Source organism: Ancylobacter sp. (assembly GCF_965249975.1).
Classification (GTDB): domain Bacteria; phylum Pseudomonadota; class Alphaproteobacteria; order Rhizobiales; family Xanthobacteraceae; genus Ancylobacter.
The window spans coordinates 69607-95045 of record NZ_CBDFNE010000009.1; the positions used below are offsets into that span (position 1 = coordinate 69607).

General features: G+C 68.0%; 21 protein-coding genes. 12 read left to right on the forward strand and 9 right to left on the reverse strand.

Going from position 1 to position 25439, the window contains the following annotated elements:
* Positions 1 to 7: 7 nt before the first annotated feature.
* Together rlmN and ACP2AH_RS09895 are read right to left on the reverse strand one after the other, a co-directional pair.
* Positions 8 to 1255 carry a 23S rRNA (adenine(2503)-C(2))-methyltransferase RlmN gene (rlmN, locus tag ACP2AH_RS09890; RefSeq protein ID WP_425105644.1) on the reverse strand — a complete coding sequence of 416 codons (1248 nt, stop codon included), beginning with the start codon at positions 1253 to 1255 and terminating at the stop codon, positions 8 to 10.
* A 103-nt stretch (positions 1256 to 1358) separates the two neighbouring features.
* On the reverse strand, positions 1359 to 2111 hold the full coding sequence (locus ACP2AH_RS09895; RefSeq protein ID WP_425105645.1) for a GyrI-like domain-containing protein: 753 nt from the start codon (positions 2109 to 2111) through the stop codon (positions 1359 to 1361).
* A gap of 259 nt (positions 2112 to 2370) precedes the next feature.
* Between ACP2AH_RS09895 and dapF the strand changes: the two genes are divergently transcribed.
* Genes dapF through ACP2AH_RS09915 form a run of 4 tightly spaced genes read left to right on the forward strand, consistent with a single transcriptional unit; the run spans position 2371 to position 6127 of the window.
* Entirely contained in the window at positions 2371 to 3267 is an 897-nt protein-coding gene (gene dapF, locus ACP2AH_RS09900) for a diaminopimelate epimerase (protein ID WP_425105646.1), read from the forward strand.
* 2 nt (positions 3268 to 3269) lie between these two features.
* Entirely contained in the window at positions 3270 to 4571 is a 1302-nt protein-coding gene (gene mtaB / locus ACP2AH_RS09905; RefSeq protein WP_425105685.1) for a tRNA (N(6)-L-threonylcarbamoyladenosine(37)-C(2))-methylthiotransferase MtaB, read from the forward strand.
* Positions 4568 to 5521: a signal recognition particle-docking protein FtsY gene (gene ftsY, locus ACP2AH_RS09910; protein ID WP_425105647.1), complete on the forward strand. Its 954-nt coding sequence runs from the start codon at positions 4568 to 4570 to the stop codon at positions 5519 to 5521. Before mtaB ends, ftsY begins: the two co-directional genes overlap by 4 nt.
* A gap of 3 nt (positions 5522 to 5524) precedes the next feature.
* A complete protein-coding gene (locus tag ACP2AH_RS09915) occupies positions 5525 to 6127 on the forward strand; it encodes a septation protein A (RefSeq protein WP_425105648.1) in 603 nt (200 codons plus the stop codon).
* Between the two features lie 30 nt (positions 6128 to 6157).
* On the opposite strand, the gene ACP2AH_RS09920 is transcribed toward ACP2AH_RS09915, so the two are convergent.
* From ACP2AH_RS09920 to ACP2AH_RS09935, 4 genes are all read right to left on the reverse strand, one after another.
* Entirely contained in the window at positions 6158 to 7204 is a 1047-nt protein-coding gene (locus tag ACP2AH_RS09920; protein WP_425105649.1) for an aldo/keto reductase, read from the reverse strand.
* 108 nt (positions 7205 to 7312) lie between these two features.
* Positions 7313 to 9355 carry an acyltransferase family protein gene (locus tag ACP2AH_RS09925; RefSeq protein ID WP_425105650.1) on the reverse strand — a complete coding sequence of 681 codons (2043 nt, stop codon included), beginning with the start codon at positions 9353 to 9355 and terminating at the stop codon, positions 7313 to 7315.
* A gap of 94 nt (positions 9356 to 9449) precedes the next feature.
* Entirely contained in the window at positions 9450 to 11483 is a 2034-nt protein-coding gene (locus tag ACP2AH_RS09930; protein ID WP_425105651.1) for an acyltransferase family protein, read from the reverse strand.
* Between the two features lie 134 nt (positions 11484 to 11617).
* Positions 11618 to 12283, reverse strand: a complete 666-nt coding sequence (locus tag ACP2AH_RS09935; RefSeq protein WP_425105686.1) for an arylesterase — start codon at positions 12281 to 12283, stop codon at positions 11618 to 11620.
* 114 nt (positions 12284 to 12397) lie between these two features.
* Between ACP2AH_RS09935 and ACP2AH_RS09940 the strand changes: the two genes are divergently transcribed.
* The 5 genes from ACP2AH_RS09940 (at position 12398) to ACP2AH_RS09960 (ending at position 18793) form a co-directional block, all read left to right on the forward strand.
* Complete coding sequence (locus ACP2AH_RS09940; RefSeq protein ID WP_425105652.1) at positions 12398 to 13117, forward strand: ABC transporter ATP-binding protein; 720 nt, start codon at positions 12398 to 12400, stop codon at positions 13115 to 13117.
* A complete protein-coding gene (locus tag ACP2AH_RS09945; RefSeq protein ID WP_425105653.1) occupies positions 13114 to 15717 on the forward strand; it encodes an ABC transporter permease in 2604 nt (867 codons plus the stop codon). Before ACP2AH_RS09940 ends, ACP2AH_RS09945 begins: the two co-directional genes overlap by 4 nt.
* Before the next feature lie 171 nt (positions 15718 to 15888).
* Positions 15889 to 16668 carry a Bax inhibitor-1/YccA family protein gene (locus ACP2AH_RS09950; protein WP_425105654.1) on the forward strand — a complete coding sequence of 260 codons (780 nt, stop codon included), beginning with the start codon at positions 15889 to 15891 and terminating at the stop codon, positions 16666 to 16668.
* A 140-nt stretch (positions 16669 to 16808) separates the two neighbouring features.
* A complete protein-coding gene (locus ACP2AH_RS09955) occupies positions 16809 to 17168 on the forward strand; it encodes a DUF1428 domain-containing protein (RefSeq protein ID WP_425105655.1) in 360 nt (119 codons plus the stop codon).
* A gap of 179 nt (positions 17169 to 17347) precedes the next feature.
* Entirely contained in the window at positions 17348 to 18793 is a 1446-nt protein-coding gene (locus ACP2AH_RS09960; RefSeq protein ID WP_425105656.1) for an NAD-dependent succinate-semialdehyde dehydrogenase, read from the forward strand.
* Positions 18794 to 18874: 81 nt separating this feature from the next.
* On the opposite strand, the gene ACP2AH_RS09965 is transcribed toward ACP2AH_RS09960, so the two are convergent.
* The 3 genes from ACP2AH_RS09965 to ACP2AH_RS09975 all read right to left on the reverse strand — a co-directional run bounded on the left by ACP2AH_RS09965 (position 18875) and on the right by ACP2AH_RS09975 (position 22335).
* Positions 18875 to 21094: a molybdopterin cofactor-binding domain-containing protein gene (locus ACP2AH_RS09965; RefSeq protein ID WP_425105657.1), complete on the reverse strand. Its 2220-nt coding sequence runs from the start codon at positions 21092 to 21094 to the stop codon at positions 18875 to 18877.
* Positions 21095 to 21099: 5 nt separating this feature from the next.
* Entirely contained in the window at positions 21100 to 21558 is a 459-nt protein-coding gene (locus tag ACP2AH_RS09970) for a (2Fe-2S)-binding protein (RefSeq protein WP_425105658.1), read from the reverse strand.
* Between the two features lie 153 nt (positions 21559 to 21711).
* Entirely contained in the window at positions 21712 to 22335 is a 624-nt protein-coding gene (locus tag ACP2AH_RS09975; protein WP_425105659.1) for a TetR/AcrR family transcriptional regulator, read from the reverse strand.
* A gap of 136 nt (positions 22336 to 22471) precedes the next feature.
* On the opposite strand from ACP2AH_RS09975, the gene ACP2AH_RS09980 reads away from it, so the two are divergent.
* The 3 genes from ACP2AH_RS09980 to ACP2AH_RS09990 all read left to right on the forward strand — a co-directional run bounded on the left by ACP2AH_RS09980 (position 22472) and on the right by ACP2AH_RS09990 (position 25436).
* Positions 22472 to 23551: a putative urea ABC transporter substrate-binding protein gene (locus tag ACP2AH_RS09980; protein WP_244450275.1), complete on the forward strand. Its 1080-nt coding sequence runs from the start codon at positions 22472 to 22474 to the stop codon at positions 23549 to 23551.
* 217 nt (positions 23552 to 23768) lie between these two features.
* The gene (locus ACP2AH_RS09985) at positions 23769 to 24587 is read left to right on the forward strand and encodes an ABC transporter permease (protein ID WP_425105687.1); all 819 of its coding nucleotides are present in this window, start codon (positions 23769 to 23771) and stop codon (positions 24585 to 24587) included.
* Complete coding sequence (locus ACP2AH_RS09990) at positions 24588 to 25436, forward strand: ABC transporter ATP-binding protein (protein WP_425105660.1); 849 nt, start codon at positions 24588 to 24590, stop codon at positions 25434 to 25436.
* Positions 25437 to 25439: the final 3 nt, after the last annotated feature.

Below are 25439 nucleotides of genomic sequence, written 5' to 3' on the forward strand. Positions count from 1 at the left end.
CGCGCCCCTATTCCGCCGCCGCCGCCATCGCGCGCAAGGCGAGGCGCTCGCGGGCGGAGAGCTTCTCCGTCTCGCTTTTCAGCTGGCCGCAGGCGGCGAGGATGTCGCGCCCGCGCGGCGTGCGCACCGGGCTGGAATAGCCGGCGCGAAAGACGATGTCGGAGAACTGTTCGATGGTCTCCCAGTCCGAGCACTCATATTTCGTGCCCGGCCAGGGGTTGAACGGGATCAGGTTGATCTTGGCGGGAATGCCGGCCAGGAGCCGCACCAGCGCCTTGGCGTCGGCCGGGCTGTCGTTGACACCCTTGAGCATCACATATTCGAAGGTGATGCGCTTGGCGTTGGACGCGGCCGGATAGGTGCGGCACGCCTCCAGCAGATCCTTCAGCGGGTACTTCTTGTTGATCGGCACCAGCACGTCGCGCAGCTCGTCGCGCACCGCGTGCAGTGAGATGGCGAGCATCGGCCCGACCTCGCGGCCAAGCTTCTCGATCTCCGGCACCACGCCCGAGGTGGAAACGGTGATGCGCCTCTTGCCGATGCCCAGCCCCTCGCCATCCGCCAGCACCTCGATCGCCTTGGCGACGGAATCATAGGCATAGAGCGGCTCGCCCATGCCCATGAACACGATATTGGTCACCAGCCGGTCGCCTTCGGTGGGAAGGCCGGGACCCGTCGCCCGCTCGCGGCCGGGATAGTCGCCCAGCCGGTCCCGCGCCACCATCACCTGGAGCACGATCTCGGCCGCCGTGAGGTTGCGCACCAGGCGCTGGGTGCCGGTGTGGCAGAAGGAGCAGTTGAGCGTGCAGCCGACCTGGGAGGAGACGCACAGCGTGCCGCGGTCGCTCTCGGGGATGTAGACCATCTCGACATCGTGCGGCTTGTCGCCGGCAATGTCGGGCGGCAGGCGCAGCAGCCATTTGCGGGTGCCGTCATTCGACACCTGCTCGACCACGACCTCGGGACGGTCCAGTGAGAAGGCAGCACTGAGCTTTTCGCGCAGCCCCTTGCCGACATTGGTCATCTCGTCGAAGGACAGCGCCCCGCGCAGATAGATCCAGTGCCAGAGCTGGGCGACGCGCATGCGGCGTTCGCGCTCCGGCAGGCCGATCTCGGCCAACGCCTCGGCCAGCCCGGCGCGATCGAGCCCGGCAAGGGAGCGCTTCGCCTCCGCACGCGGCGTCTCGGCGGACGCGCCCTCGACGGGGAGACGCGCCCCGGCGGCGGAGGCCGCTGTGGTATCGATGAGGTTCATGTCGCTATCGAAGATGTCCGTTTGCGCGCCTCATAGCACAGAGCGGCGAGCGAGGCGAATGGCCGGGACGCCGGGCACCCATGCGGTGGGGTGCCGCCGATGATCACTTCAGCGGCACCCAGATGTCGATGACGAGGTCGTCCTCCGGCGTGGTGCGGGGGTCGGAGCGGTATTCCTCGACATAAAGGTCCTGCGCTTCCAGGTCCTTGGCATCGAGCAGGTTGGCGATCTGCTCATAGGTCGGGTCCATGGAATCATAGGGCCCGCGATGGGTGAAGCGCAGCGCCCGACCGGCGGGCGAGGCGGAGAACATCATGCCGTTCTGCGGCTTGTCCACCGTCGCGCCCTCGAACGGCACCGCCGCCTCGAAATCGAAACCGAGGTCGTCCGTCGCGGTATAGATGATGAAGGAGGCGCCGTTGGGCTTCAGCTTCAGCCGCGCCATCTCGGCGTCGATCTCCTTCAGCGCCTCGACGATGGTCTTGAAGGCGTCGTCCCAGTTCGCGTGGCCGGCCTTCATCAGCACCGGCACCGGCTTCATCACCGATTCCTCGCCGAACCCGTCGGGCCGCTTCATGGGGTCCGGCGCGGGGGCGACATTCTGCGTTTCCACCGCGCGCGGGTCGATCATCGGCGGGGCGATCATGTCGTCGTCGTCGAGCGGACGCGCATCAGGCCCGGCCGGCGCGGGGTCGTCGGGCGCGGCGTTCGCGGGCGGCGCGGCGGCGGGCGGGGCGGCGGCGGGCGGGGCAGCGTCCTGCGCGCGCAGCGTGGCCGGCAGCGCCGGCACGGCCAGCAGCGCCAGCAGGAGGAGAAGCCGGCCCGGCAGCGGGCGGGCGGAGACGTTCACCATCATGGTCGATTCACCGGAAAAGGGGCGCGGCGCCGGAAACAAGGCAACAACGCGATTCCTAGCATTCCGCAGGCGCGCCCGCGACGGCCCGCGCGGCCCGCCGCGCCGCTTCGCCGCCCCCTGTCGCCGTGCCGCGACACTCACGCCCCGGGGTGGACCAGCCGGCGATAAGTCTGGTCAAGCCTCGGCGCTTCGCCATATAAGGACCGCATCCTCGTCAACCCACCGGCGGCCCGTCCGCCGCTGCCGCGAAACCGGGTTCATGGCCGCGCTGGAAAACCGCCCCTTCGTCAAGATGAACGGCCTCGGCAACGAGATCGTGGTGCTCGATCTGCGCGACGCCCCGCTCGCCGTGCCGCCGGAAGAGGCGCGCGCCCTCGCCCGGCCGGAGGTGCTGCCCTTCGATCAGATCATGGCGCTCTACCCGCCCCAGACCGAGGGCACGCGCGCCTTTGTCCGCATCATCAATGCCGACGGTTCGGAATCCGGGGCCTGCGGCAACGGCACGCGCTGCATCGCGCTTTATGAATCCGGGCGTACCGGCGCGCACCAGATGCGGTTCGAGAGCGTCGCCGGCCCGCTGGAATGCACTCTCTCCCCGGAAGGCATCACCGTCGACATGGGCGTGCCGCGTTTCGGCTGGCACGACATCCCGCTCGCCGGCCCGGTAGCGGACACCCGCGCCATCGAATTGCAGGCCGGGCCGGCGGAAGCGCCCGTGCTGCGCGCGCCGGCCGTGGTCAATGTCGGCAACCCGCACGCCATTTTCTGGGTGGAGGACATCAACGCGGTCGACCTCGCCCTTCTGGGGCCGGAGCTGGAACACCATCCGATCTTCCCGGAGCGGGCCAACATCTCCGCCGCGCAGGTGGTCTCGCCCGACCACATCGTGCTGAAGGTGTGGGAGCGTGGCGTCGGCCTCACCCGCGCCTGCGGCACCGCCGCCTGCGCCACCGCCGTCTGCGCGGCGCGCCTCGGCCTCACCGGCCGGCGCGTCACCATCAGCCTACCCGGCGGCGATCTCGTCATCGACTGGCGCGAGAGCGACGACCACATGCTGATGACCGGCCCCGCCGAATTCGAGTTCGACGGCCGGCTCACCGCCGCCATGCTCGGCGAAGCCGAGCCTTCTGCCATCACGTCCGGCGAAGCCGAGTGACGATGCCCCTCGCCGCCCCGGCCCCTGCGTCCGCCGTTGAGGTCGTCAGTTTCGGCTGCCGGCTGAACGCGCTCGATTCCGCCAGCGCCAAGGCGATGGCCGGCGCGGCGGGGCTGGAGAACGCTGTCATCGTCAATACCTGTGCCGTCACCGCCGAGGCGGTGAAGCAGGCGCGCCAGACCATCCGCCGGCTCAAGCGCGAGGCGCCCTCCCGCCGCATCATCGTCACCGGCTGCGCCGCGCAGACCGAGCCCGCCCGCTTCGCCGCCATGGACGAGGTCGATCGCGTGCTCGGCACGGCCGAGAAGACCGCGCCGGAGGCATGGCAGGCGACCCGCGCCGCGCTCGATTTCGGCCTCGGTCCTGAGGCGAAGATCGTCGTCGGCGACATCATGGCGGTGCGCGAGACCGCGCCGCATCTGCTCGACGGTCCCGCCGACACGATCGAGGGGCACACGCGCGCCTTCGTGCAGGTGCAGGATGGCTGCGACCACCGCTGCACCTTCTGCGTCATCCCCTATGGACGGGGCAACTCCCGCTCCGTGCCGATGGGCGCCGTCGTGGCGCGGGTGCGCGAGCTGGTGGAACAGGGCACGCGCGAAATCGTGCTCACCGGGGTCGACCTCACCTCCTATGGCGCTGGCCTTCCCGGTGCGCCACGGCTCGGCACGCTGGTACGCACCCTGCTGCGCCATGTGCCGGAACTGCCCCGGCTGCGGCTCTCCTCGCTCGATTCCGTGGAAGTCGACGACGAGCTGATGCGCGCGCTGGCGGAAGAGGAACGGCTGATGCCGCATCTCCACCTGTCGCTGCAGGCGGGCGACAATCTGATCCTCAAGCGGATGAAGCGCCGGCATTCGCGCGAGCAGGCCATCGGATTCTGCCGCGCACTGCGCCAGGCCCGTCCCGATGTAGTGTTCGGCGCCGATCTCATCGCCGGCTTCCCCACGGAATCGGAGACGGCTTTCCGCGCCTCGCTCGATCTGGTGGACGCCTGCGGGCTGACGCATCTGCACGTCTTCCCCTTCTCCCCGCGCCCCGGCACCCCGGCGGCGCGCATGCCGGCGGTCGACCCCGCTCTCGTGAAGGAGCGTGCCCGCCGCTTGCGGGAAAAGGGGGCGCATGCGCTGCTGCGCCACCTCGCCGCCGAGGTCGGGGCTCGGCGCGAAGTGCTGGCCGAGCGTGGCGGTATCGCGCGCACCAAGAGCTTCACCCCGGTGCGCTTGGCCTCGGCGCTCGCGCCCGGAACGCTGACCCATATCCGCATCGCCGGCCATGACGGCGTTCGGCTGATCGCGGCATGAACGACATGAATGACGAGACGACGAAGGCCCGCCCCGGTTTCTGGAAGCGCCTGACCCAGGGGCTGACCCGGACCGCCACCGGTCTATCCACCGGCATCACTGACCTGTTCACCAAGCGCAAGCTCGATGCCGACACGCTGGAAGACCTGGAAGACGTACTGATCCGCGCCGATCTCGGCATGGACACGGCCGCCCGCATCGCCGCTGCCGTCGGCAAGGGGCGCTACGACAAGACCATCGAGCCCGAGGAGGTGCGCGCCCTCGTCGCCGCCGAGATCGAGGCGGTGCTGAAGCCGGTGGCGAAGCCGCTCGCCTTCGCCGGTGAGACCAAGCCGTTCATCCTGCTGATGGTCGGCGTGAACGGCTCGGGCAAGACCACGACCATCGGCAAGCTCGCCTCCACCCTGCGCGCGCAGGGCAAGAAGGTGGTGCTCGCCGCCGGCGACACGTTCCGGGCGGCGGCCATTGAGCAGCTGAAGGTCTGGGCGGAACGCACCGGCGCCAGCCTCGTCTCCCGCGCCCCCGGCGCCGACGCCGCCGGCGTCGCCTTTGACGGGCTGCAGCAGGCCCGTGCGGAGGGCGCCGACGTGCTCATCATCGACACGGCCGGCCGGCTGCAAAACCGCGTCGAGCTGATGGACGAGCTGGAAAAGATCGTCCGCGTGATCAAGAAGCAGGACCTGACCGCGCCGCATGCCGTGGTACTGACGCTCGATGCCACGGTGGGCCAGAACGCCCTGCAGCAGGTGGACGCGTTCAAGCGGGTGGCCGGCGTCACCGGCCTCGTCATGACCAAGCTGGACGGCACGGCACGCGGCGGCATCCTGGTCGCCATCGCCGCCAAGCACGGCCTGCCAATCCACCTCATCGGCGTCGGCGAGGGCATTGACGACCTACAACCCTTCGCGGCGCGCGATTTCGCCCGCGCCATCGTCGGACTGGAGGACTGACCCATGAGCGATGCACCATCCGGCCCCGCCACCGGCACCCGGCTGCGCACCATGCACCCGCTACTCAAATTCGCGCTGGAAATGGGCCCGCTGGTGGTGTTCTTCATCGCCAATGGGCGCGGCGGCATCTATGTCGCCACCGGTGCCTTCATGGTCGCCACCTTCGCCGCCCTGGCTGTCATGTGGATCATTGCCCGCAAGATCGCGGTCATGCCGCTGGTCTCCGCCGGCGTGGTGCTGGTGTTCGGCACGCTCACTCTGGTGCTGCAGGACGACCATTTCATCAAGATGAAGCCGACCCTGGTCAACGCACTGTTCGGCGTCGCGCTGCTCGGCGGGCTGTGGCTGCGCAAGCCGCTGCTGCCCTATGTGCTGGGCGATGTCTTCGTGCTCACCGACCAGGGCTGGCGCGAACTGACGATACGCTGGGGCATGTTCTTCCTCGTCATGGCGGTGCTGAACGAAATCGTCTGGCGCAGCGTCTCCACCGACACCTGGGTGGCGTTCAAGACCTTCGGCTATCTGCCGATCACCCTCGTCTTCGCCATGGCGCAGGTACCGCTGATGACCCGCCACGCCCCGCCCGAAAGCACAGGCGAGAAATAGGCGGCGGGTTGTCCCGCCGCCCGCGCCCGCTCAGGGGCAGGGATTGCCGCGAAGCTGGTGCACGGCATCGATGCGCTTGAGCACCTCCGGCGACAGCGTCACGTCGACCGCGCCGATATCGGTGACGAGCTGTTCCATCGTCGTCGCGCCGATGATGACCGAGGTCATGAAGTCGCGCGTCAGGCAGAAGGCGATCGCCATCTGCGAGGGATCGAGCCCGGCGTCGCGCGCAATGGCGAGATAGTCGTCGATCGCCTCCTCCGCCCCCGGCACCTGATAACGGGTCGCGCGCTGGAACAGCGCGGTGCGCGAGCCCACCGGCAGGGCGCCCTTCTGGTACTTGCCGGTGAGGTAACCCTGGCCGAGAGGGGAATAGGCGAGAAGTGCCACATCCTCGCGCAGGCTCACTTCGGCGAGCGCCGTCTCATAAGTGCGGTTCAGGAGATTATAGGCGTTCTGCAGCGAGGCGACGCGCGGCGCGCCAGTCCGCTCCGCCTCGGCGAGGAATTTCATCGTGCCCCAGGCGCTCTCATTGGAGAGGCCGAAATGGCGGATCTTTCCCTCCTTCACCAGTTCGGCGAAGGCATCGAGCGTCTCGGCGATGGGCGTCTCCGGCCCGGGCGCGCTCTCCCAGCGGGTCGGGTTGGCACCGAACAGCGCCACCGGCCGGCCCGGCCAGTGCAGCTGATAGAGGTCGATATAGTCGGTCTGCAGCCGCGCGAGGCTCTTTTCCACCGCCTCGCGAATCTGGCCACGCGTCGGGCGCGCAGGTACGCCGTCGTCGCGGAACCAGTCCATCTGCGAGAGGCCGCACACTTTGGTGGCGAGGATCACCTTGTCGCGGTTGCCGCGTGCCTTGAACCAGCTGCCGATGATGCGCTCGGTCGAGCCCTGCGTCTCGGGCTTCGGCGGAATGGAATAGAGTTCGGCGGTGTCGAAGAAATTGATGCCGTGGTCGAGCGCATAGTCCATCTGCGCGTGGCCTTCGGCCTCTGTGTTCTGTTCGCCATAGGTCATGGTGCCGAGACAGATCGTGGAGACCTCGAGGCCGGTGCGGCCGAGCGGGCGATACTGCATGGGGGGAGCTTTTCGCAAAGACGGGGGAAGGAGCGGACAAGATAGGTAGCCCCCGGCCAGGCGGCAAGCCGCCGCCCCGCTGACCTTCGGCACATCTACCGGCTACCGTTACGGCACCGGCGGGGCGCTCCCGCCGGCCTGCAGGTCCTTTGCGATCGTCGAGAACGCAGCCGTCATCGCTGGTTCCACCAGCGCCGCGCCATAGGGAGAAAGGTGGTCGCCGTCGATATAGTAGGCCCCGTTGCGATCGCCCCAGAGATAGCGCCCGCCATGGGCGAAGAGCGCGTCGAAGGAGAGGACCCAGACCTTCTCCCCGCGCAGCTTGTCCAGCTCCGCCTCGGCGAAGCCCTGCAGTTTTCCATCCGCCTCCACGGTGGTGGAACTCTCCTCCACCGCCTTCTCGAACTGCGCCGGACCGCTGCCATGGTCGAGATTGAGCAGCACCGCCTGCTCGATCACCTTGCGCGGCACCACCGGGTGTTCGGGCACCTGGTCGATGAGCACCACGGCGGCGCCGAGAGCGCGATAATCCTGCACCGTCGCGGCCAGATGGCTGGAGAAGGTGGCGCGCGACGTCTCGAAGGACGGGAAGGACGGGTCGCCTTCCGGCCCCAGCGCGAAGGAGCGACCCCGCCCGCGCCGGGCATAGACCGACCAGCGCGCCGCGAGCACCACCACGTCAAAATGCCCGTCGCGTGCGGCCTGCAGCTGGTCACGCGTGGCCTGCTCGCATACGCCGATGTCGAAGATCGCCCGGTGCAGCGTGGTGCGGTTGATCGGCGGGCAACTCGCCAGTGCCATCTGGTAGACCGCGTTGTCGCGTCCGACCCCGGCAAAGGCGGGCAGGATCGAACCGGCATGGCTGTCGCCGATAATGAGGATGCGCAGCTTCGGGTGTTCCGGCGTGAACACGGCGCAGAGCGGCGCCCGATTCTCGCCCGGCGGCACTGAAGCGCAGTCGAGCTTGACCGACGACCGGCGGAACGAGGCCAGAAGCGTGTCGGCATAGCTGCCGGGGGCAACACCGGCGAGCCGGCCTGGAAAGCCGCCAGAGACGCTCATCGCGATCCCGACGACAGCGAACAGGCCCCCGACCAGCGCGCTCGCGCGGAAGAGGTCGCGCCGGCTCGGCAGCAGCGGCACGGGGCGGCGGCGGAAGGGCTGCTCGACATAGCGCCAGCTGAGATAGGCAAGCACAAGGGAAAGCACCGCCAGCGCCATCATCAGCGCCGGCGCCGGCTCCACCAGCGAGCGGATGCGCGCGAAGGCAAAGAGCGGCTGGTGCCAGAGATAGGCGCTGTAGCTGATCAGCCCGATGCCGACCAGCACCCGCGCCGACAGCACCCGCGCCACCACCGTGCCCTTATGAGCGAACAGCACCACCAGCGCCGCCCCGACCACCGGCACCAGCGCATAGAGGCTCGGAAACGGCGTCGCCTCGTCAAAGGCGAAGATGGCGAAAAGGATCATTCCCAGCCCGAGCGCGCTCAGCCCATTGCTGGCACGCGGCGCATGACTCGTGGCGAGAAAGCCGCAGATCGACCCGGCGAGCAGTTCCCAGATGCGGAATTGCGGCAGGTAGAAATTGGCGCGCGGCGCGTAGCGCCAGCCCCATTCGGTGGCGAGCAGGCTGAGCACCGCCACCCCGACCACCATCCAGAACAGCCGGCGCCGGCCGAAGCGCCACAGCGCCGCCAGCGTCAGCGGCGCGAACAGGTAATATTGCTCCTCCACCGCCAGGCTCCAGGTGTGGAGCAGCGGCTTCAATTCGGCGGCGGCGGCGAAATAGCTGCCCTCCTCCTTCCAGAACAGGAAGTTGGAGACGAAGAACACGACCGCCGTGACGCTCTGGCCGAACTCCTTGAGCTGGTCCGGGATCATCCACAGCCAGGCGAAGGGCAGGCAGGCCAGCATCACCACGCTGAGCGCCGGCAGGATGCGCCGCGCCCGCCGCTCATAGAACCGGGCGATGGAGAAGGTGCCGGCCTCGATCTCGCTGAGCAGGATGACGGTAATCAGATAGCCGCTGATGACGAAGAAAACGTCGACCCCGACATAACCGCCGGAGAAGGCTCCGAAACCGGCATGAAACAGGATGACAGGAACGACGGCGACGGCCCGAAGGCCGTCGATCTCGCTTCGATACTTCATGTGCCCCCGCACAGGCCGACTATGCACGCTATGCCCCGGACCGGGCGTTACCCCGCCCAGCCACGCCCGTCGAGAACCGGCGGGACACACAACGTCACAATCCGGGTGTCACCGCGCCGTCCGGCGGGCGGGAGATCTCCGCGAAGGCCTTTGTCACGCTGTCGCGCAGAAACGCGTTGCCATGAACTGAGAGATGGTCGCGGTCGGAATAGAAGGCCCCGTCGCGATCGCCCCAGACATAGCGCCCCTTACGCTCGAAGACCTCGTCGAAGGACAGCAGCCACACCTTCTCGCCCTTCACCTTCTGCAGCTCGCCCATGCTGAAAGCCTGGCGCGCGGCATCCGTCTCCAGGGCGGGGGAACTCTCCCAGATCGCCTGTTCCAGCGCCTCCCCGTCGAACCCGCCGCGCAGCCCGAGCAGAGCCGCCTGTTCCAGGACCTTCTGCGGCAGCACGGCCTGCTCGGGAATCTGGTCCAGCAGCACCACCGTCACGCCCAGGTCGACATAGCGCCGCACCGTCTCGGGCAGCATGGCGGCAAAGGCGTCCCGCGCGTCCGCCTGCGAGGGGTAGCGCCCCGCGCCCTCAAGCGAAATCAACACCTTGTTCCTCAGGCCGAAATGGTACATCGACCAGCGCGCGATGAACACGACGATATCGAAAGCGCCCTCCTCCGCCGCGCGCAGCTGGCGCCGGGCGAGATCCTCGCACACGCCGAGTTCGAACATCCCGCCATGCACCGAAACGCCGATCAGCGGCGGGCAGCTCGCAGCGCCCATCCAGTAGACGGCGTCGGTTTCGCCCACCCCGGCGAAGGCGGGCAGCGTGGCCTGGGCATGGCTGTCGCCGATGATGAGGATGCGGTGGCGCGGATTGGCCGGCTGGAAGATCGGGCATAGCGGCCCGACCTGGTTGGGGACGCCGCTGCGATCGCAATGGGCGTCGATTGTGGGACGATTGGCCGAGGTGATCAGTTGTTCCGCGTGGCTCCCCTTCTCGATGCTGGCCAATCGCGAGGGAATGCCCTTGGAGACATTGGCGTAGATCCCGACGACGGCGAACAGGCTCCCGACCAGCGCGCTCGCCCGGAAGAGGTCGCGCCGGCCCGGCAGCAGCGGCACGGGGCGGCGGCGGAAGGGCTGCTCGACATAGCGCCAGCTGAGATAGGCAAGCACAAGGGAAAGCACCGCCAGCGCCGTCATCAGCGCCGGCGCCGGCTCCACCAGCGAGCGGATGCGCGCGAAGGCGAAGAGCGGCTGGTGCCAGAGATAGGCGCTGTAGCTGATCAGCCCGATGCCGACCAGCACCCGCGCCGACAGCACCCGCGCCACCACCGTGCCCTTGTGCGCGAACAGCACCACCAGCGCCGCGCCCCCCACCGGCACCAGCGCATAGAGGCTCGGGAACGGCGTCGCCTCGTCAAAGGCGAAGATGGCGAACAGGATCATCCCCAGCCCGAGCGCGCTCAGCCCATTGCTGGCACGCGGCGCATGACTCGTGGCGAGAAAGCCGCAGATCGACCCGGCGAGCAGTTCCCAGATGCGGAATTGCGGCAGGTAGAAATTGGCGCGCGGCGCGTAGCGCCAGCCCCATTCGGTGGCGAGCAGGCTGAGCACCGCCACCCCGACCACCATCCAGAACAGCCGGCGGCGGCCGAAGCGCCACAGCGCCGCCAGCGTCAGCGGCGCGAACAGGTAATATTGCTCCTCCACCGCCAGGCTCCAGGTGTGGAGCAGCGGCTTCAATTCGGCGGCGGCGGCGAAATAGCTGCCCTCCTCCTTCCAGAACAGGAAGTTGGAGACGAAGAACACGACCGCCGTGACGCTCTGGCCGAACTCCTTGAGCTGGTCCGGGATCATCCACAGCCAGGCGAAGGGCAGGCAGGCCAGCATCACCACGCTGAGCGCCGGCAGGATGCGCCGCGCCCGCCGCTCATAGAACCGGGCGATGGAGAAGGTGCCGGCCTCGATCTCGCTGAGCAGGATGACGGTAATCAGATAGCCGCTGATGACGAAGAAAACGTCGACCCCGACATAACCGCCGGAGAAGGCTCCGAAACCGGCATGAAACAGGATGACAGGAACGACGGCGACGGCCCGAAGGCCGTCGATCTCGCTTCGATACTTCATGTGCCCCCGCACAGGCCGACTATGCACGCTATGCCCCGGACCGAGCGTTAGCCCGCCCCGTCACGCCCGTCGAGAACCGGCGGGACACACAACGTCACAATCCTGCCATCTACCGCCGGGGTAGCGGAGGTACGTCAGTCAGGAGTGGCGGCGCCGGCAGGGGCCTGGGGCTTCAGCGTCGCCAGAAACGCCTCCACCGCCGGCAGCATGCCCGCGACGATGATGTCCACCCCGGCCGCCGTGGGGTGCACGCCATCGGGCAGGTTCAGCCCGGTTTTGCCAGCCACGCCGTCGAGAAAGAACGGATAGAGCGGCACGTCGTATTTCCGCGCCAGCTTTTCATAGATCCCGTCGAAGCGCGCCTGATAGGCACTGCCGAGATTGGGCGGCGCGCGCATGCCGGCCATCAGCACCGGAATGCCACGCGCCTTCAGCCGCGCGAGAATGGCGTCGAGCGAGCGCTCGGGGATCGCCGGATCGAGGCCGCGCAGCGCGTCATTGGCGCCGAGTTCAAGGATCACCCCGTCCGTCCCCTCGGGGATCGACCAGTCCAGCCGGGCGAGACCGGCGCTGGTGGTGTCGCCGGACACCCCGGCATTCTCGATCACAACCTCGTGTCCCTTGGCCCGCAGCGCCGCCTGCAGCCGTACCGGAAAGGCCTGGCTGGCGGCGAGGCCATAGCCGGCGGTGAGGCTGTCGCCAAACGCCACCAGGCGCACGGGTTCGGCAGTGGCGGCGCCGGCGGTGGCCGTCGCGCCAACAAGCGCAAGGGCGCACAGAGCAAAGAGCCGATGGAGCAATCGTGACAAAGGCCTACCCTTTCGGAAACGGTGCAGCGCAACATATGGTGCACGGGATGCCGGCCTCCAGATGGCAAGCCTCCGCCGGCCCGCAACAGACGCGAAAAGAGCCCCATGCCTTCTGACACGACTCAGGCCACCGCCATCCGCCTTGATGGCGTCGAACTCTCCCTCGGCAGCGGCGCGGCGCGCGTGCATATCCTCAAGGGCGTTTCGCTCGCGATTCAGCAGGGAGAGGCGGTCGGCCTCGTCGGCCCGTCCGGCTCGGGCAAGTCGAGCCTGCTCATGGTGCTGGCCGGGCTGGAGCGGGCGGATGCCGGCCGGGTCGAGGTGGCGGGGCAGCAACTCACCGGGCTTGACGAGGACGCGCTGGCGCGGTTCCGCGGCCGGCATGTCGGCATCGTCTTTCAGGCCTTTCACCTCATCCCGACCATGACCGCGTTGGAAAACGTGGCGGTGCCGCTGGAACTGGCCGGCCGTGCCGACGCCTTCGCCCGCGCCGCCGCCGAACTCACCGCCGTCGGCCTCGGCCATCGGCTCGACCACTACCCTTCGCAGCTCTCCGGCGGCGAGCAGCAGCGCGTGGCGGTGGCCCGCGCCCTGGCGCCGGAACCGCGCATCCTCGTCGCCGACGAGCCGACCGGCAATCTGGACGAGGCGACCGGCAAGCAGATCATGGACCTGCTGTTCGAGGCGCAGGCGCGGCGGGGCGCCACGCTGGTCATCGTCACCCATGACCCGACGCTGGCCAGCCGCTGCAACCGCACGGTGCGGCTGCGCTCCGGTGCCGTCGAGACGGCGGACGCCTTGGCCGGCGCCGGGATCCCCGCATGAGCACGGATCAGATCTCGACACCGGCGGCCGCCGCCGGCCATGCCGTGCCGGTGCGCGCGCCGAGCCGCCGCACCCTGCCGCTGCGCTTCGCCCTGCGGGAATTACGCGGCGGCCTGCGCGGCTTCGCCGTGTTTCTCGCCTGCCTCGCGCTCGGTGTCGCCGCCATCGCCGGTGTCGGCGCCTTCTCGCGGGCGCTGACCGACGGGCTGGCCCGCGAGGGCACGACGCTGCTCGGCGGCGATGCCGCCTTCACCCTGGTGCAGCGCGAGGCGAGCCCGGAGGAATACCGGCTGATCGAGGCGGGCGGGCGCGTCTCTACCGTGGCCACCCTGCGCGCCATGGCGCGGGCCGGCAGCGGCGAGGCGCTCGACGCCACGCTGGCGGAGGTGAAGGCGGTGGACGGCGTCTACCCCACGGTCGGCACGCTCGACATCACCCCGCCGCAGCCGCTCGCCGCGGCGCTGGCCCGCGACGGCGACGCCTATGGCGCGCTGGTCGACCCCGCCCTCGCCGACCGGCTGCAGCTGAAGACCGGCGACCGTTTCCAGCTCGGCGCCGCGACGCTTATCCTGCGCGGCACGCTGGAGCACGAGCCGGATCTGCTCTCCACCGGCATCGGCTTCGGCCCGCGCGTGCTGATCGCGATCGACGCGCTGCGCGCCAGCGATCTGCTGCAACCCGGCAGCCTGGTGCGCTGGCATTACCGGGTGCGGATGGACCGCCCCGCTGAGCTTTCGGCCTTTGTCGAGCAGGTACAGAAGGGCGCGCCGGAGGCCGGCTTCGAAGCCCGCACCCGCGAGGCCGCCGCTCCCCGGCTGGAAAACAATGTCCGCCGCTTCACCGAATATCTCACCCTCGTCGGCCTCACCGCCCTCCTCGTCGGCGGTGTCGGCGTCGCCAATGCGGTGAAGAGCCATCTCGACGCCAAGCGCGGCGTCATCGCCACCTTCAAGAGCCTCGGCGCGCCGGGGCGGACGGTGTTCGCGATCTATCTCGCGGAAGTGGGGCTGATCGCGGCCATCGGCATCGCCATCGGCATCGCGGTGGGGTCATCGCTGCCCTTCCTCGCCAATGCCGCCTTCGGCCACCTGCTGCCGGTGGCCATCGAGCCGAGCCTGCAGCCCGGGGCGATTCTGCTGGCGCTGGCCTATGGCGCGCTCATCGCCCTGGCCTTCGCGCTCTGGCCGCTGGGCCTCGCCCATGATGTGCCGGTGTCGGCGCTGTTCCGCGAGCATGTGGAAGGCGGGCGCCGCCGGCCGCGCCTCGTCTATGTCGCGCTCACCGGCCTCGCCGTGCTGGCGCTGGCGGCACTCGCCGTCTACGCGTCGGAGCAGCGCAACATCGCGATGATCTATCTGGCGGCGGCGGCGAGCGTGCTCGTGGTGCTGCGGCTGGTCGGCGCCGGCATCATGGCCATCGCCCGCCGGCTGCCGCGCCCGCGTTCCACGGCGCTGCGCCTCGCGCTCGCCAATATCCACCGGCCGGCGGCGCTCACCCCCACCATCGTGCTCTCGCTCGGCCTCGGCCTCACGCTGCTCGTGACGCTGGCGCTGATCGACCGCAGCCTGACGCGCGAGCTCACGTCGCGTCTGCCGACGGAAGCGCCGAGCTTCTTCTTCCTCGACATCCAGAACGGCGAGACCGAAGCCTTCACCCAGTTCCTCAAGCAGAAGGCGCCGGAGGGCGAGGTCGAGGTGGTGCCGATGCTGCGCGGGCGCATCCTCACTTTGGGCGGGCGGGCGGCGGAGAGCCTCGATCCGCCGGCGGAATTCGCTTGGGTGCTCTCCTCCGATCGCGGCATCACCTATGCGCAGGACCTGCCCGAGGGCTCGGTCCTCGCCAGCGGGGAATGGTGGCCGGCCGATTATGCCGGCCCGCCGCTCGTCTCCTTCGAGCGCGAGATCGCCGACGCCTTCGGCCTGAAGATCGGCGACGAGGTGACGGTGAACGTGCTCGGCCGCTCCATCACCGCCACCATCGCCAATCTGCGCGATGTGGAGTGGGAGCGGCTGGCCATCAACTTTGTCATGGTCTATTCGCCCAACACCTTCGCCGGCGCGCCGCACACCTCGCTGGCCACGCTCACCTTGCCGGAAGGCGGCGATGTCGCCACCGAGCGCAGCCTCGGCCGCGCCGTGGCGGCGGATTTCCCCGCCGTCACCGCCGTGCGGGTGAAGGAAGCGCTGACCCAGATCGGCGAGATCGTCGGCAACCTACTCATCGCCATTCGCGGCGCCAGCCTCGTCACCCTGCTTTCCAGCGTTCTGGTGCTCGCCGGCGCGCTGGCGGCGGGCCAGCATCACCGGGTCTATGACGCGGTGATCCTGAAGACACTCGGCGCCACGCGGGCGCGGCTGGTGGCCGCCTATGCGCTGGAATATGCCGCGCTCGGCCTCGTCACGGCGGTGGTCGCTGTCGGTGCCGGCACGGCGGCGGCCTATGTGGTGGTCGTCTATGTGATGAAGCTCGGCTTCGCCTGGTCCGCCGGCGCGGCGCTCGGCGCCGTCGCGGTGGCTTTGGTGCTCACCGTCGGCTTCGGCCTCATCGGCACTTGGCGGGCGCTGGGGCAGAAACCGGCGCGCATCCTGCGCAATCTGTAGCGCGCCGGGCACCAAGCCGGCGGCACGCGCTGCGTGCCGTAGCGTCAAACCTGTCGCAAACTTCACTTGCGGCAGGAAGGTCGCGCCCTCATATTCGACGCACTGACCCACACTGCACGGCGGAGCGCCGGTGGCGGGGTGAGTGACGGGATTTCGCGAGAGGATTCGACCATGTCCGACTTTAACCGCAACGCCTCCGTGCCGCGCTTCGGGGCGACCGCGGCCCGGACGCAGGCCGAGATCGACCAGGGCCTGCGCGCCTATATGCTGCGCGTCTACAACTACATGACGCTCGGCCTCGCCATCACTGGCGCGGCGGCGCTTGGCATCTACATGCTCGCCGTCTCCGACGTGGCGACGCCCTACCAGTTCGCCGGCATCTACCTGACCGAGTTCGGCGCGACGCTGTTCGGCAGCCCGCTGCGCTATGTCGTGATGTTCGCGCCGCTCGCCGCCGTGCTGTTCCTCAGCTTCCGGGTGGACCGGCTGAGCGTCGCCACCGCGCAGACCATTTTTTGGGTCTATGCCGCGCTTGTCGGCGTGTCGCTGGCCAGCATCTTCCTGGTCTACACGCATGAGAGCATCGTCCGGGTGTTCTTCATCACCGCGGCGGCGTTCGGTGGCCTCAGCCTCTATGGCTACACCACCTCGCGCAGCCTGTCGGGCCTCGGTTCGTTCCTCGTCATGGGCCTGATCGGCATTCTGGTCGCCATGGTGGTGAACATCTTCCTCGTCTCTTCGATGCTGCAGTTCATCATGTCGGTGGTGGGCGTGCTGGTGTTCGCGGGCCTCACCGCCTACGACACCCAGCGCATCAAGGAGATGTACTTCGCCGGCGACGACGACGTGGTGGCCGGCCGCAAGGCGATCATGGGCGCGCTGACGCTCTATCTCGACTTCATCAACATGTTCCTCATGCTGCTGCAGCTGTTCGGCAACCGGAACAACTGAGCGATCTGACGACACCAAGATGAGGAGAAGCCCCGGTTCGCACCGGGGCTTTTTCGTTGGAGCTCCCGCCCGGCTTACCGTTCTTCCACAGGGGAATGGACCTACTATCGCGTCCAACCCGGCCAAGGGAGGAGGACGCCATGAGCTATATCGACGGTTTCGTCATCGCCGTGCCGACCGCCAAGAAGGAGGCCTACCGCACCATGGCGGAAAAGACGGCGCCGATCTTCTTCGATCACGGCGCCCTGCGGCTGATGGAGACCTGGGAAGACGACGTCCCGCACGGCAAGCTGACCGATTTCCATAGGGCGGTGAAGGCGACGCCCGAGGAAGCCGTGGTGTTTTCCTGGATCGAATGGCCCTCGCGCGAGGCGCGCGATGCCGGCATGAAGGCGTTCATGGACGACCCGCGGCTCAAGCAATTCACCGACATGCCCTTCGATGGTGCCCGCATGATCTTTGGCGGCTTCACCCCGCTGGTCGACATGCGGCCGGACTGAAGCCTTGCCCCACGCCTTCACAACGGATGTGACCGGCGAGTGATTGTCGCCATGCTGGCCGGGCGCTACATAGCCTTGGCCGGCGCCGGCCAAAAGAGCCGCGCCCCGGGAGGCTGAGCCGGTCAGGGCGTACCGCCTGACGGGTTCTCCAGCCTCCCCCTGACGGAGAGGCGGAACCCATGAGCTGGGCGGATTTCAAGCGCGACGCGAATCTCATCGACGGGCAGTGGGTCGGCGCCGATGGCGGCGGCACGATCGAGGTCACCAACCCGGCCACGGGGGAAGTGATCGGCACCGTGCCCAATGCCGGCACGGACGAAACCCGCCGCGCCATTGCCGCCGCCGAGCGAGCGTTCGAGAGCTTCTCGCGCACCACGGCGGATGAGCGCGCAAAGCTGCTGCGCCGCCTCTACACCGCCATCATGGACAATCAGCGCGCGCTCGCCGAACTGCTGACCATCGAGCAGGGCAAGCCGCTTACCGAATCCATGGGCGAGGTCGGCGCCAGCGCCGCCTATGTGCTGTGGTTCTCGGAAGAAGCCCGCCGCGTCTATGGCGACGTGATTCCCTCGCCCTGGGGCGAGCGGCGCATCCTCGCGACCAAGCAGCCTGTCGGCGTGGTCGCGGCCATTACGCCGTGGAACTTCCCCTCCTCCATGGCGGCGCGCAAGATCGGCCCGGCGCTCGCCACCGGCTGCACTTCGGTGATGAAGCCGGCGACCCAGACCCCCTATTCCGGCCTCGCCTGGGGCGTATTGTGCGAACAGGCCGGCTATCCCAAGGGCGTGGTCAACATCCTCACCGGCTCGGCCTCGGCCATTGGCGGCGAGATGACCACCAACCCGATCGTGCGCAAGATCACCTTCACTGGCTCCACCCCCATCGGCAAGCTCTTGATGAAGCAGGCCGCCGACACGGTGAAGCGCGTGTCGATGGAGCTCGGCGGCAACGCGCCCTTCGTCATCTTCGACGACGCCGATCTCGACAAGGCGGTGGAAGGCGCCATCGCCTCCAAATACCGCAACTCCGGCCAGACCTGCGTCTGCGCCAATCGCTTCTATGCCCAGGCCGGCATCTATGACGCTTTCGTCGAGAAGCTCGCCGCCGCCTCGGCCAAGCTGAAGGTCGGCTCCGGCCTTGAGGAAGGCGTGGTGCAGGGGCCGCTGATCGACGACAAGGCGGTGGCGAAGACCGAGAGCTTCGTCGCCGACGCGCTCGCCAAGGGCGGCAAGGTGGTCACCGGCGGCGGACGGCACGCCCTCGGCGGCCAGTTCTTCCAGCCCACCGTCATTGCCGATGCAACGGCGGAGATGAATTTCGCCCGCGAGGAAATCTTCGGCCCGGTCGCCCCGGTGTTCCGCTTCGAGACCGAGGAAGAGGCGGTGCGCCTCGCCAACGACACCGAGTTCGGCCTCGCCTGCTATTTCTACACGCGCGATCTCGCCCGCGCCTTCCGGGTCTCGGAGCAGCTGCGCTATGGCCAGGTCGGCATCAATGCCGGCGTCATCACCACGGAAGTCGCGCCCTTCGGCGGGGTGAAGGAATCCGGCGTCGGCCGCGAAGGCTCGAAATACGGCATCGAGGAATATCTCGATGTGAAATATGTGTGCATTGGCGGCCTGTAAGCCGGCAAAATACCCTTGAGTCAAAAGGCCGGTCTCGCGACCGGCCTTTTCATTTTACGATGGGTTGCGCCGGACGCGCCGTCAGACCTTGAAGTCCTCCAAGCGGAAGGGCAGCGAACGTAGCCTCTGGCCGGTGGCGGCGAAGATGGCGTTGGAGAGGGCGGGCGCCACGCCAGGCACGCCCGGTTCGCCAATGCCGGTCGGCGGGTTGGCCGAGGGGAGGATATGCACCTCGACCTTGGGCATTTCCGACATGCGCAGGGGCACATAAGTGTCGAAATTGGCCTGCTCGACCACGCCGCCGTCGAGCGTGATCTCGTCATGCAGCGCCGCGCCGAGGCCGAAGCCGACCCCACCTTCGATCTGCGCCGCGATCACGTCCGGGTTGATGGCGATGCCGCAATCGACCGCGCAGACGACGCGCTCGACCTTGATCCGCCCCTCGACCACCGACACGTCGATGACGCTGCCGACCACGGTGTTGAAGCTCTCATGCAGCGCCACGCCGCGCCCCTTGCCGGCGCCGGGCTTCCCGCCCCATTCCGCCTTCTCCGCCAGCAGCTTCAGCACGGCCGCGTGGCGCGGCTTGTCCTTCAGCAGCTCCAGCCGGAACGCCACGGGATCGCGTCCCGCCGCATGGGCGAGTTCATCGATCATCACCTCCACCACATGGGCGGTGTGGGTGTGGCCGACGGAGCGCCACCACAACGTGGGCACGCCGACCTTCACCGTGTGCAGGTCGACCCGGAAATCATTAATGGCGTAATTGGTATCGGAGGCCCCCTCCACCGATGTGCCGTCGACGCCTTCCTTGATGATGAAGGCCTCGAACGGGGTGCCAACGATGAAGGACTGGCCGACGATGCGCTGGTCCCAGCCGGCGATCTTGCCGTCCGCCGTCAGGCCGGCCCGCACCGAGTGGTAGAACATGGGCCGGTAATAGCCGCCCTTGATGTCGTCCTCGCGGGTCCAGACGAGATGCACAGGCGCGCGCCCGTCGATCGCCTTGAGGATGGTGGCGGCCTCCGCGACATAGTCCGCCGGCGGGTTGGCGCGGCGGCCGAAGGAGCCGCCGGCATAGAGCGACTCGATCTTCACCTGCTCCGGCTTGAGGCCGAAAATGCCGGCGGTCACCGCCTGCTCGATGGTCTGGAACTGCGAGCCGGTCCAGATGGTGACGCCCTCGCCGGTCTTCTCGATCACGCAGTTCAGCGGCTCCATCGGCACATGCGCGAGATAAGGGAAGCTGAACTCGGCCTCGATGATTTTCGCCGCCCGTTCCAGCCCCTTGGCCGCGTCGCCCCGACGGGCGGCGGGGAGGCCCGGCGTCTTCGCCAGCTTGGCGTATTCCTCGAACAGCGCGGCAGAGCCGCGGGTCTCGGCCTTGGTCTCGTCCCAGACGAGGCCGGCAAGCGCGTCGCGGCCCTGGATCGCCGCCCAGGTATTGGTCGCGAGCACCGCGACGCCGGACGGCACCGCCACCACCTCGACCACACCAGGCACTTTCTTCGCGGCGGTGGCGTCGAAGCTTTTCACCGTCGCGCCGAAGCGATCCGGCCGGCGGACCACGGCGGTGAGCATGCCCGGCCGGCGCATGTCCAGCGCATAGGTGGCGGTGCCGTCGGTTTTGGTGGCGGAATCGAGCCGCGGCAGCTTCGTGCCGATCAGCGTGAAATCCTTGGGGTCCTTCAGCTTCACCTCGGCCGGCACGGGCAGCCGGGCAGCGGCTTCCGCGAAGTCGCCGAAGCTGCCGGAATGCGTGCCGCTTTTTAGCACGCCCTTCTCGACCGTGATGCTGTCGGCCGGCACACCCCACTGCCGGGCCGCCGCCTCGACCAGCATCGCACGGGCCGCCGCGCCGGCGCGGCGCAGCTGGTCCCAGCTATTGGCGATGGAGGTGGAGCCGCCCGTGCCCTGGACCGGGCCGAAAGCGAGGTTGTTGTAGAGTTTGGCATCGGCCGGGGCGAAGGCGGTCCGCATCTGGCCCCAGTCGGCGTCGAGTTCTTCCGCCACGATGGTCGGCAGGCCGGTGGTGACGCCCTGCCCCATGTCGACATGCTTGATGAGGACGGTCACCGTATTGTCGGGCGCGATGCGCACAAAGGCATTGGGCATCGGCGGCGCGGGCGGGGCGGCAGCGGCTTCCTCCGCCTGCGCGAGGCGCGGGGAGAGATGCACGCCGATGACGAGCGCGCCGCCGGCGGCGGCGAGCCCCTTGAGGAAGCCGCGACGCGTGGCCGCCGCCGGGGCGCCCATGCCCGCGAGCATCTGCCGGTACTGGTCGGGTGTCAGGAGGTGCATGGCGATCACCCGAGGTTGGAGGCGGCTTCGTGGATGGCGGCACGGATGCGCTGATACGTGGCGCAGCGGCAGACATTGCCGTCCATGGCCGCGTCGATATCGGCGTCGCTCGGGGCACGGTTCTCGCTCAGCAGGCCGACGGCCGACATGATCTGCCCCGACTGGCAATAGCCGCACTGCACCACGTCCAGCTTGCGCCAGGCGTCGACCACTGCGGCGCCCACCTTGCCGGTGGCGGCGACGCCCTCGATGGTGGTGACGCTCTTGCCCTCGACATCGGATAGGAAGGTCTGGCAGGAGCGCACCGGCGCCCCGTCCACATGCACGGTGCAAGCGCCACACAGGGCGGCGCCGCAGCCGAACTTGGTGCCGGTCAGCCCGGCCAAGTCGCGGATCGCCCAGAGCAGCGGCATAGCGCCGTCAGCGTCCAGCGTCTGCTCGCGACCATTGAGTGTGAATTTCATCAGAACGCCCTCTCCTTCCCGGGGATGAGGACGCGCAACGGCACCCTGTCCACCGCAACAGCAACGGCTGGACGGGGTGTCTGCGCTCCCGGCGGGAGGCTAGCGCTTCATGATGAGCGTCATCTAATCACCCTTACGTGAAGGCAGGGTCGCTCAGGCCACCGAGCCCCGGCGCACCGCCAGCAATTCGCGCACGAAATCGGCGAGATCGGCGATGTCGGCGACGATACGGTCGTCGCCGCGGCTGGCGGAGGCGTGGAAGATGCCGTCGAGCATCAGCCCAATCCGCCGGGCGGTGCGGCCGATGTCGACCGGGGCAAAGGCGCCGCTCGCGACCCCGCGCGCCAGCGCGCCCTCCAGCAGCTGCTGCTCGCGACCGTAGAAGCCGGCAATCAGCGCGTCGAGTTCCGCGTCGCGCAGGCCGGAAGAGGCATAGTCGCTCATCAGCTTGACCATCAGGGCGAGGGTCGGCGCCAGCTCCATATGGATGTCGAGCCAGGCGAGGATTTCCGCCAGTGGTTCCGCCCCGGCAGCGCGCCGCTCCTCATAGCCGGCCACGAGCTGCTCGATGGCGTGCCCAAGCGCGCGGCGCACCAGATCGTCCTTGTTCTCGAAATAGTGGTAGAGCAGCCCGACATTGATGTCGCAGACCAGCGCGATGTCGCGCACCGTGACGACGGAGAAATGGCGCGACGCGAACAGCCGCAACGCTTCTTCCAGGATCAGCACCCGCCGCTCGGCGGGCTGAAGGCGCTTGCGCGCGGTGCGTGCGGTCATGCGTTTCCTCCGTATTTGTACGGAATTTTCTGCCTTGCTCATATGCTAAGCGTGCCCATTTGTTGGGCTTGCACGTCATATTAAGTCACCGTTTAATAGCCCGGTCCAGCCATTTCAGCGACCGGAGCCACCCCTCATGAAGCGCATAATCAGGGCTGCAGCCGTCTTCGCCAGCCTCGCCGCCGCAGCTCTTGCGGGGGCGCCTGCGGCGCATGCCGCCCCGAAGAAGAGTTTCAAGGTCGCCTACACCGTCTATATCGGCTTCATGCCCTTCGCCTACATGAAGTCTTCCGGCATCATGAAGAAATGGGCCGACAAATACGGCATCGATGTCGAGATCATCCAGGCCAACGACTATGTAGGTTCGATCAACCAGTTCATCGCCGGCGAGATCGATGCGGTGGGCGTGGCCTCGATGGACGGCCTCACCATGCCGGCAGCCGGCGGCGTCGACACCTCTATCCTGCTGATCACCGACTATTCCAACGGCAACGACATCGTACTGTCCAAGACCGCGAAGAACGTGAAGGAACTCGCCGGGCAGGACGTGTACCTGCTGCAGTACAGCGTCTCGCACTATCTGCTCAATCGCGGCCTTCAGCTCGCCGGCATCGACGACCCCACCGCCACCAAGACGGTGAACATCTCGGATTCGGAAATCTCCGCCGCCTTCATCTCGCAAGCCGACATGAAGCACGCCGTGTCGTGGAAGCCGCTCACCGAGGACATGCTTAAGGTCTCCGGCACCACCAACCTGTTCGACTCATCCAAGATCCCCGGCGAGATCATGGACGTGTTCATCGGCAACACCGCCACGCTCAAGGATAATCCGGACTTCGCCAAGGCCGTGGTCGGCGCCTGGTACGAGGCGCTCGGCATCCTCAAGGCCGGCGGCGCGGCGGGCGAGGAAATGCGCGCGGTGATGACCAGCGCCATGGGCACGGATGCCGGCGGCCTGCAGGCCCAGCTCGACACCACCCATTTCTTCTACACCCCCCAGGAGGCCGCCAGCTTCCTGCTCTCGCCGGACAACGCCAAGATCTGGAACAACATCCGCACCTTCTGCTTCCAGCAGGGCCTGTTCGGCCAGGGCGCCACCAGCGTCGATTCCATCGGCATCGAAGTCGCCGACGGCACCGTGCTGGGCGACAAGGCCAACATCAAGATGCGGGTCAATGCCAGCTTCACCAAGGACGCGGCCGACGGGAAGCTGTGAGCGGCAGGTTTCTGCGCCCGTTCCCGGCGACGCCTGAGAGACCGCTCAACAGCACCGTCGTCCTGAGGCGTAAGCATGGCGCGCCCCGAAGGATGGGCTCCCCAAGCGCCACCCAACCATCCTTCGAGGCCCCGCCCTGCGGACGGGCGCCTCAGGATGACGGTCATCACGGGCGCGGATCAGCCTCTGGATGACGATCGCAACCGAAAGGCCCCGCATGCGCCGCATCATCAACTACGCCCCCCGGCCCGGCGTCCGGCTCATCCTCGCCATCCTGCCCTTCGTCGTGGTGCTGGCGATCTACATGCTGGGCTCGAATGCCCGCCTCGCGGTGGAGCCGGCCGACAAGCTGATGCCGAGCTTCGCCAGCTTCTGGAACACCATGCTGCGCATGGCCACCACGGTGGACAAGGCGACGAGCCAGTATCTGCTCTGGTGGGACACCTGGCTCAGCCTGCAGCGCCTGTTCCTCGGCCTCGGCATTTCCGCCCTGCTCGGCCTTGTGCTCGGCATCATCGTCGGCTTCGTGCCCTATCTGCGCGCCACCTTCGAGCCGTTCTTCGCCGCCTTCTCGCTTATCCCGCCGCTGGCGGTGCTGCCCATCCTGTTCATCCTGTTCGGCCTCGGCGAAGCCTCGAAGATCGTGCTGATCGTGTTCGGCATCGCTCCCTTCATCATCCGCGACGTGATGCTGCGGGTCTCCGCCCTGCCGACGGAACAGATCATCAAGGCGCAGACGCTCGGCGCCTCGACCTGGCAGATGATCTCCGGCGTGGTGCTGCCGCAGGTGATGCCGCGCCTCATCGACTCGGTGCGGCTCTCCCTCGGCGCCGCCTGGCTGTTCGTCATCGCGGCGGAAGCCATCACCTCCGAGGGCGGCCTCGGCTACCGCATCTTCCTGGTGCGGCGCTACCTCGCCATGGATGTGATCCTTCCCTACGTCATCTGGATCACCCTTCTCGCCTTCCTCATGGATTACGCGCTGCGCCGCCTCGCCGTCGCCGCCTATCCCTGGGACCAGATAAAGGCGGCCTGAATGACCACCATCACCTTCGAGAATGTCTGGAAGGAATATGACGAGCGGGTCGTGCTCGAACAGGTCAACCTGTCGCTCGACGACCATGAGTTCCTCGTCATCATCGGCCCGTCCGGCGTCGGCAAGACCACGCTGCTGCGCATGCTGCTCTCGCAGGAACAGCCAACGCGCGGGCGCATCCTGATCGATGGCGAACCCATCGCCAGCGAGCCGACCGCCGATCGCGGCGTGGTGTTCCAGCGCTATTCCGTGTTCCCGCACCGCACCGTGCTGGGCAATGTGATGATGGGCCCGCAATGGGCCGGCGCGCCCTTCCTCGGCCGCTTTTTCGGCGCCCGCCGCAAGGCCCTGGAAGACAAGGCGATGGCGCTGCTCACCCGAGTCGGGCTCGGCGAGCACGCGCACAAATACCCCGCCCAGCTGTCCGGCGGCATGCAGCAGCGCCTCGCCCTGGCGCAGGCGCTGATCATGAAGCCGAAGGTGCTGTTGCTCGACGAGCCCTTCGGGGCGCTCGACCCCGGCACCCGCAAATCCATGCACGAGTTGGTGGGCGAACTCTGGGAAGAGAACCGCATGACCATCGTCATGGTCACGCATGATCTGCCCGAAGCCTTCCTGCTCGGCACCCGCGTCATCGCCGTCGACAAGCGGCGCAACGACCCGCAGGCGCCGGAGCGCTTCGGCGCCAGCATCGTCTCCGATTTCGAAGCCAAGTGCCGCAGCGTGCGCGAATCCCGCCTGTTCGAGGCGGAGCGCGCCCGTGTGCGCCTCGCCCTGCTCGCCGCCGCGTCCGCCACCGGGGACGACCCGGCCGTTCCGGCATTCGAGACTGCTTTAGTGAAGGACTGACAC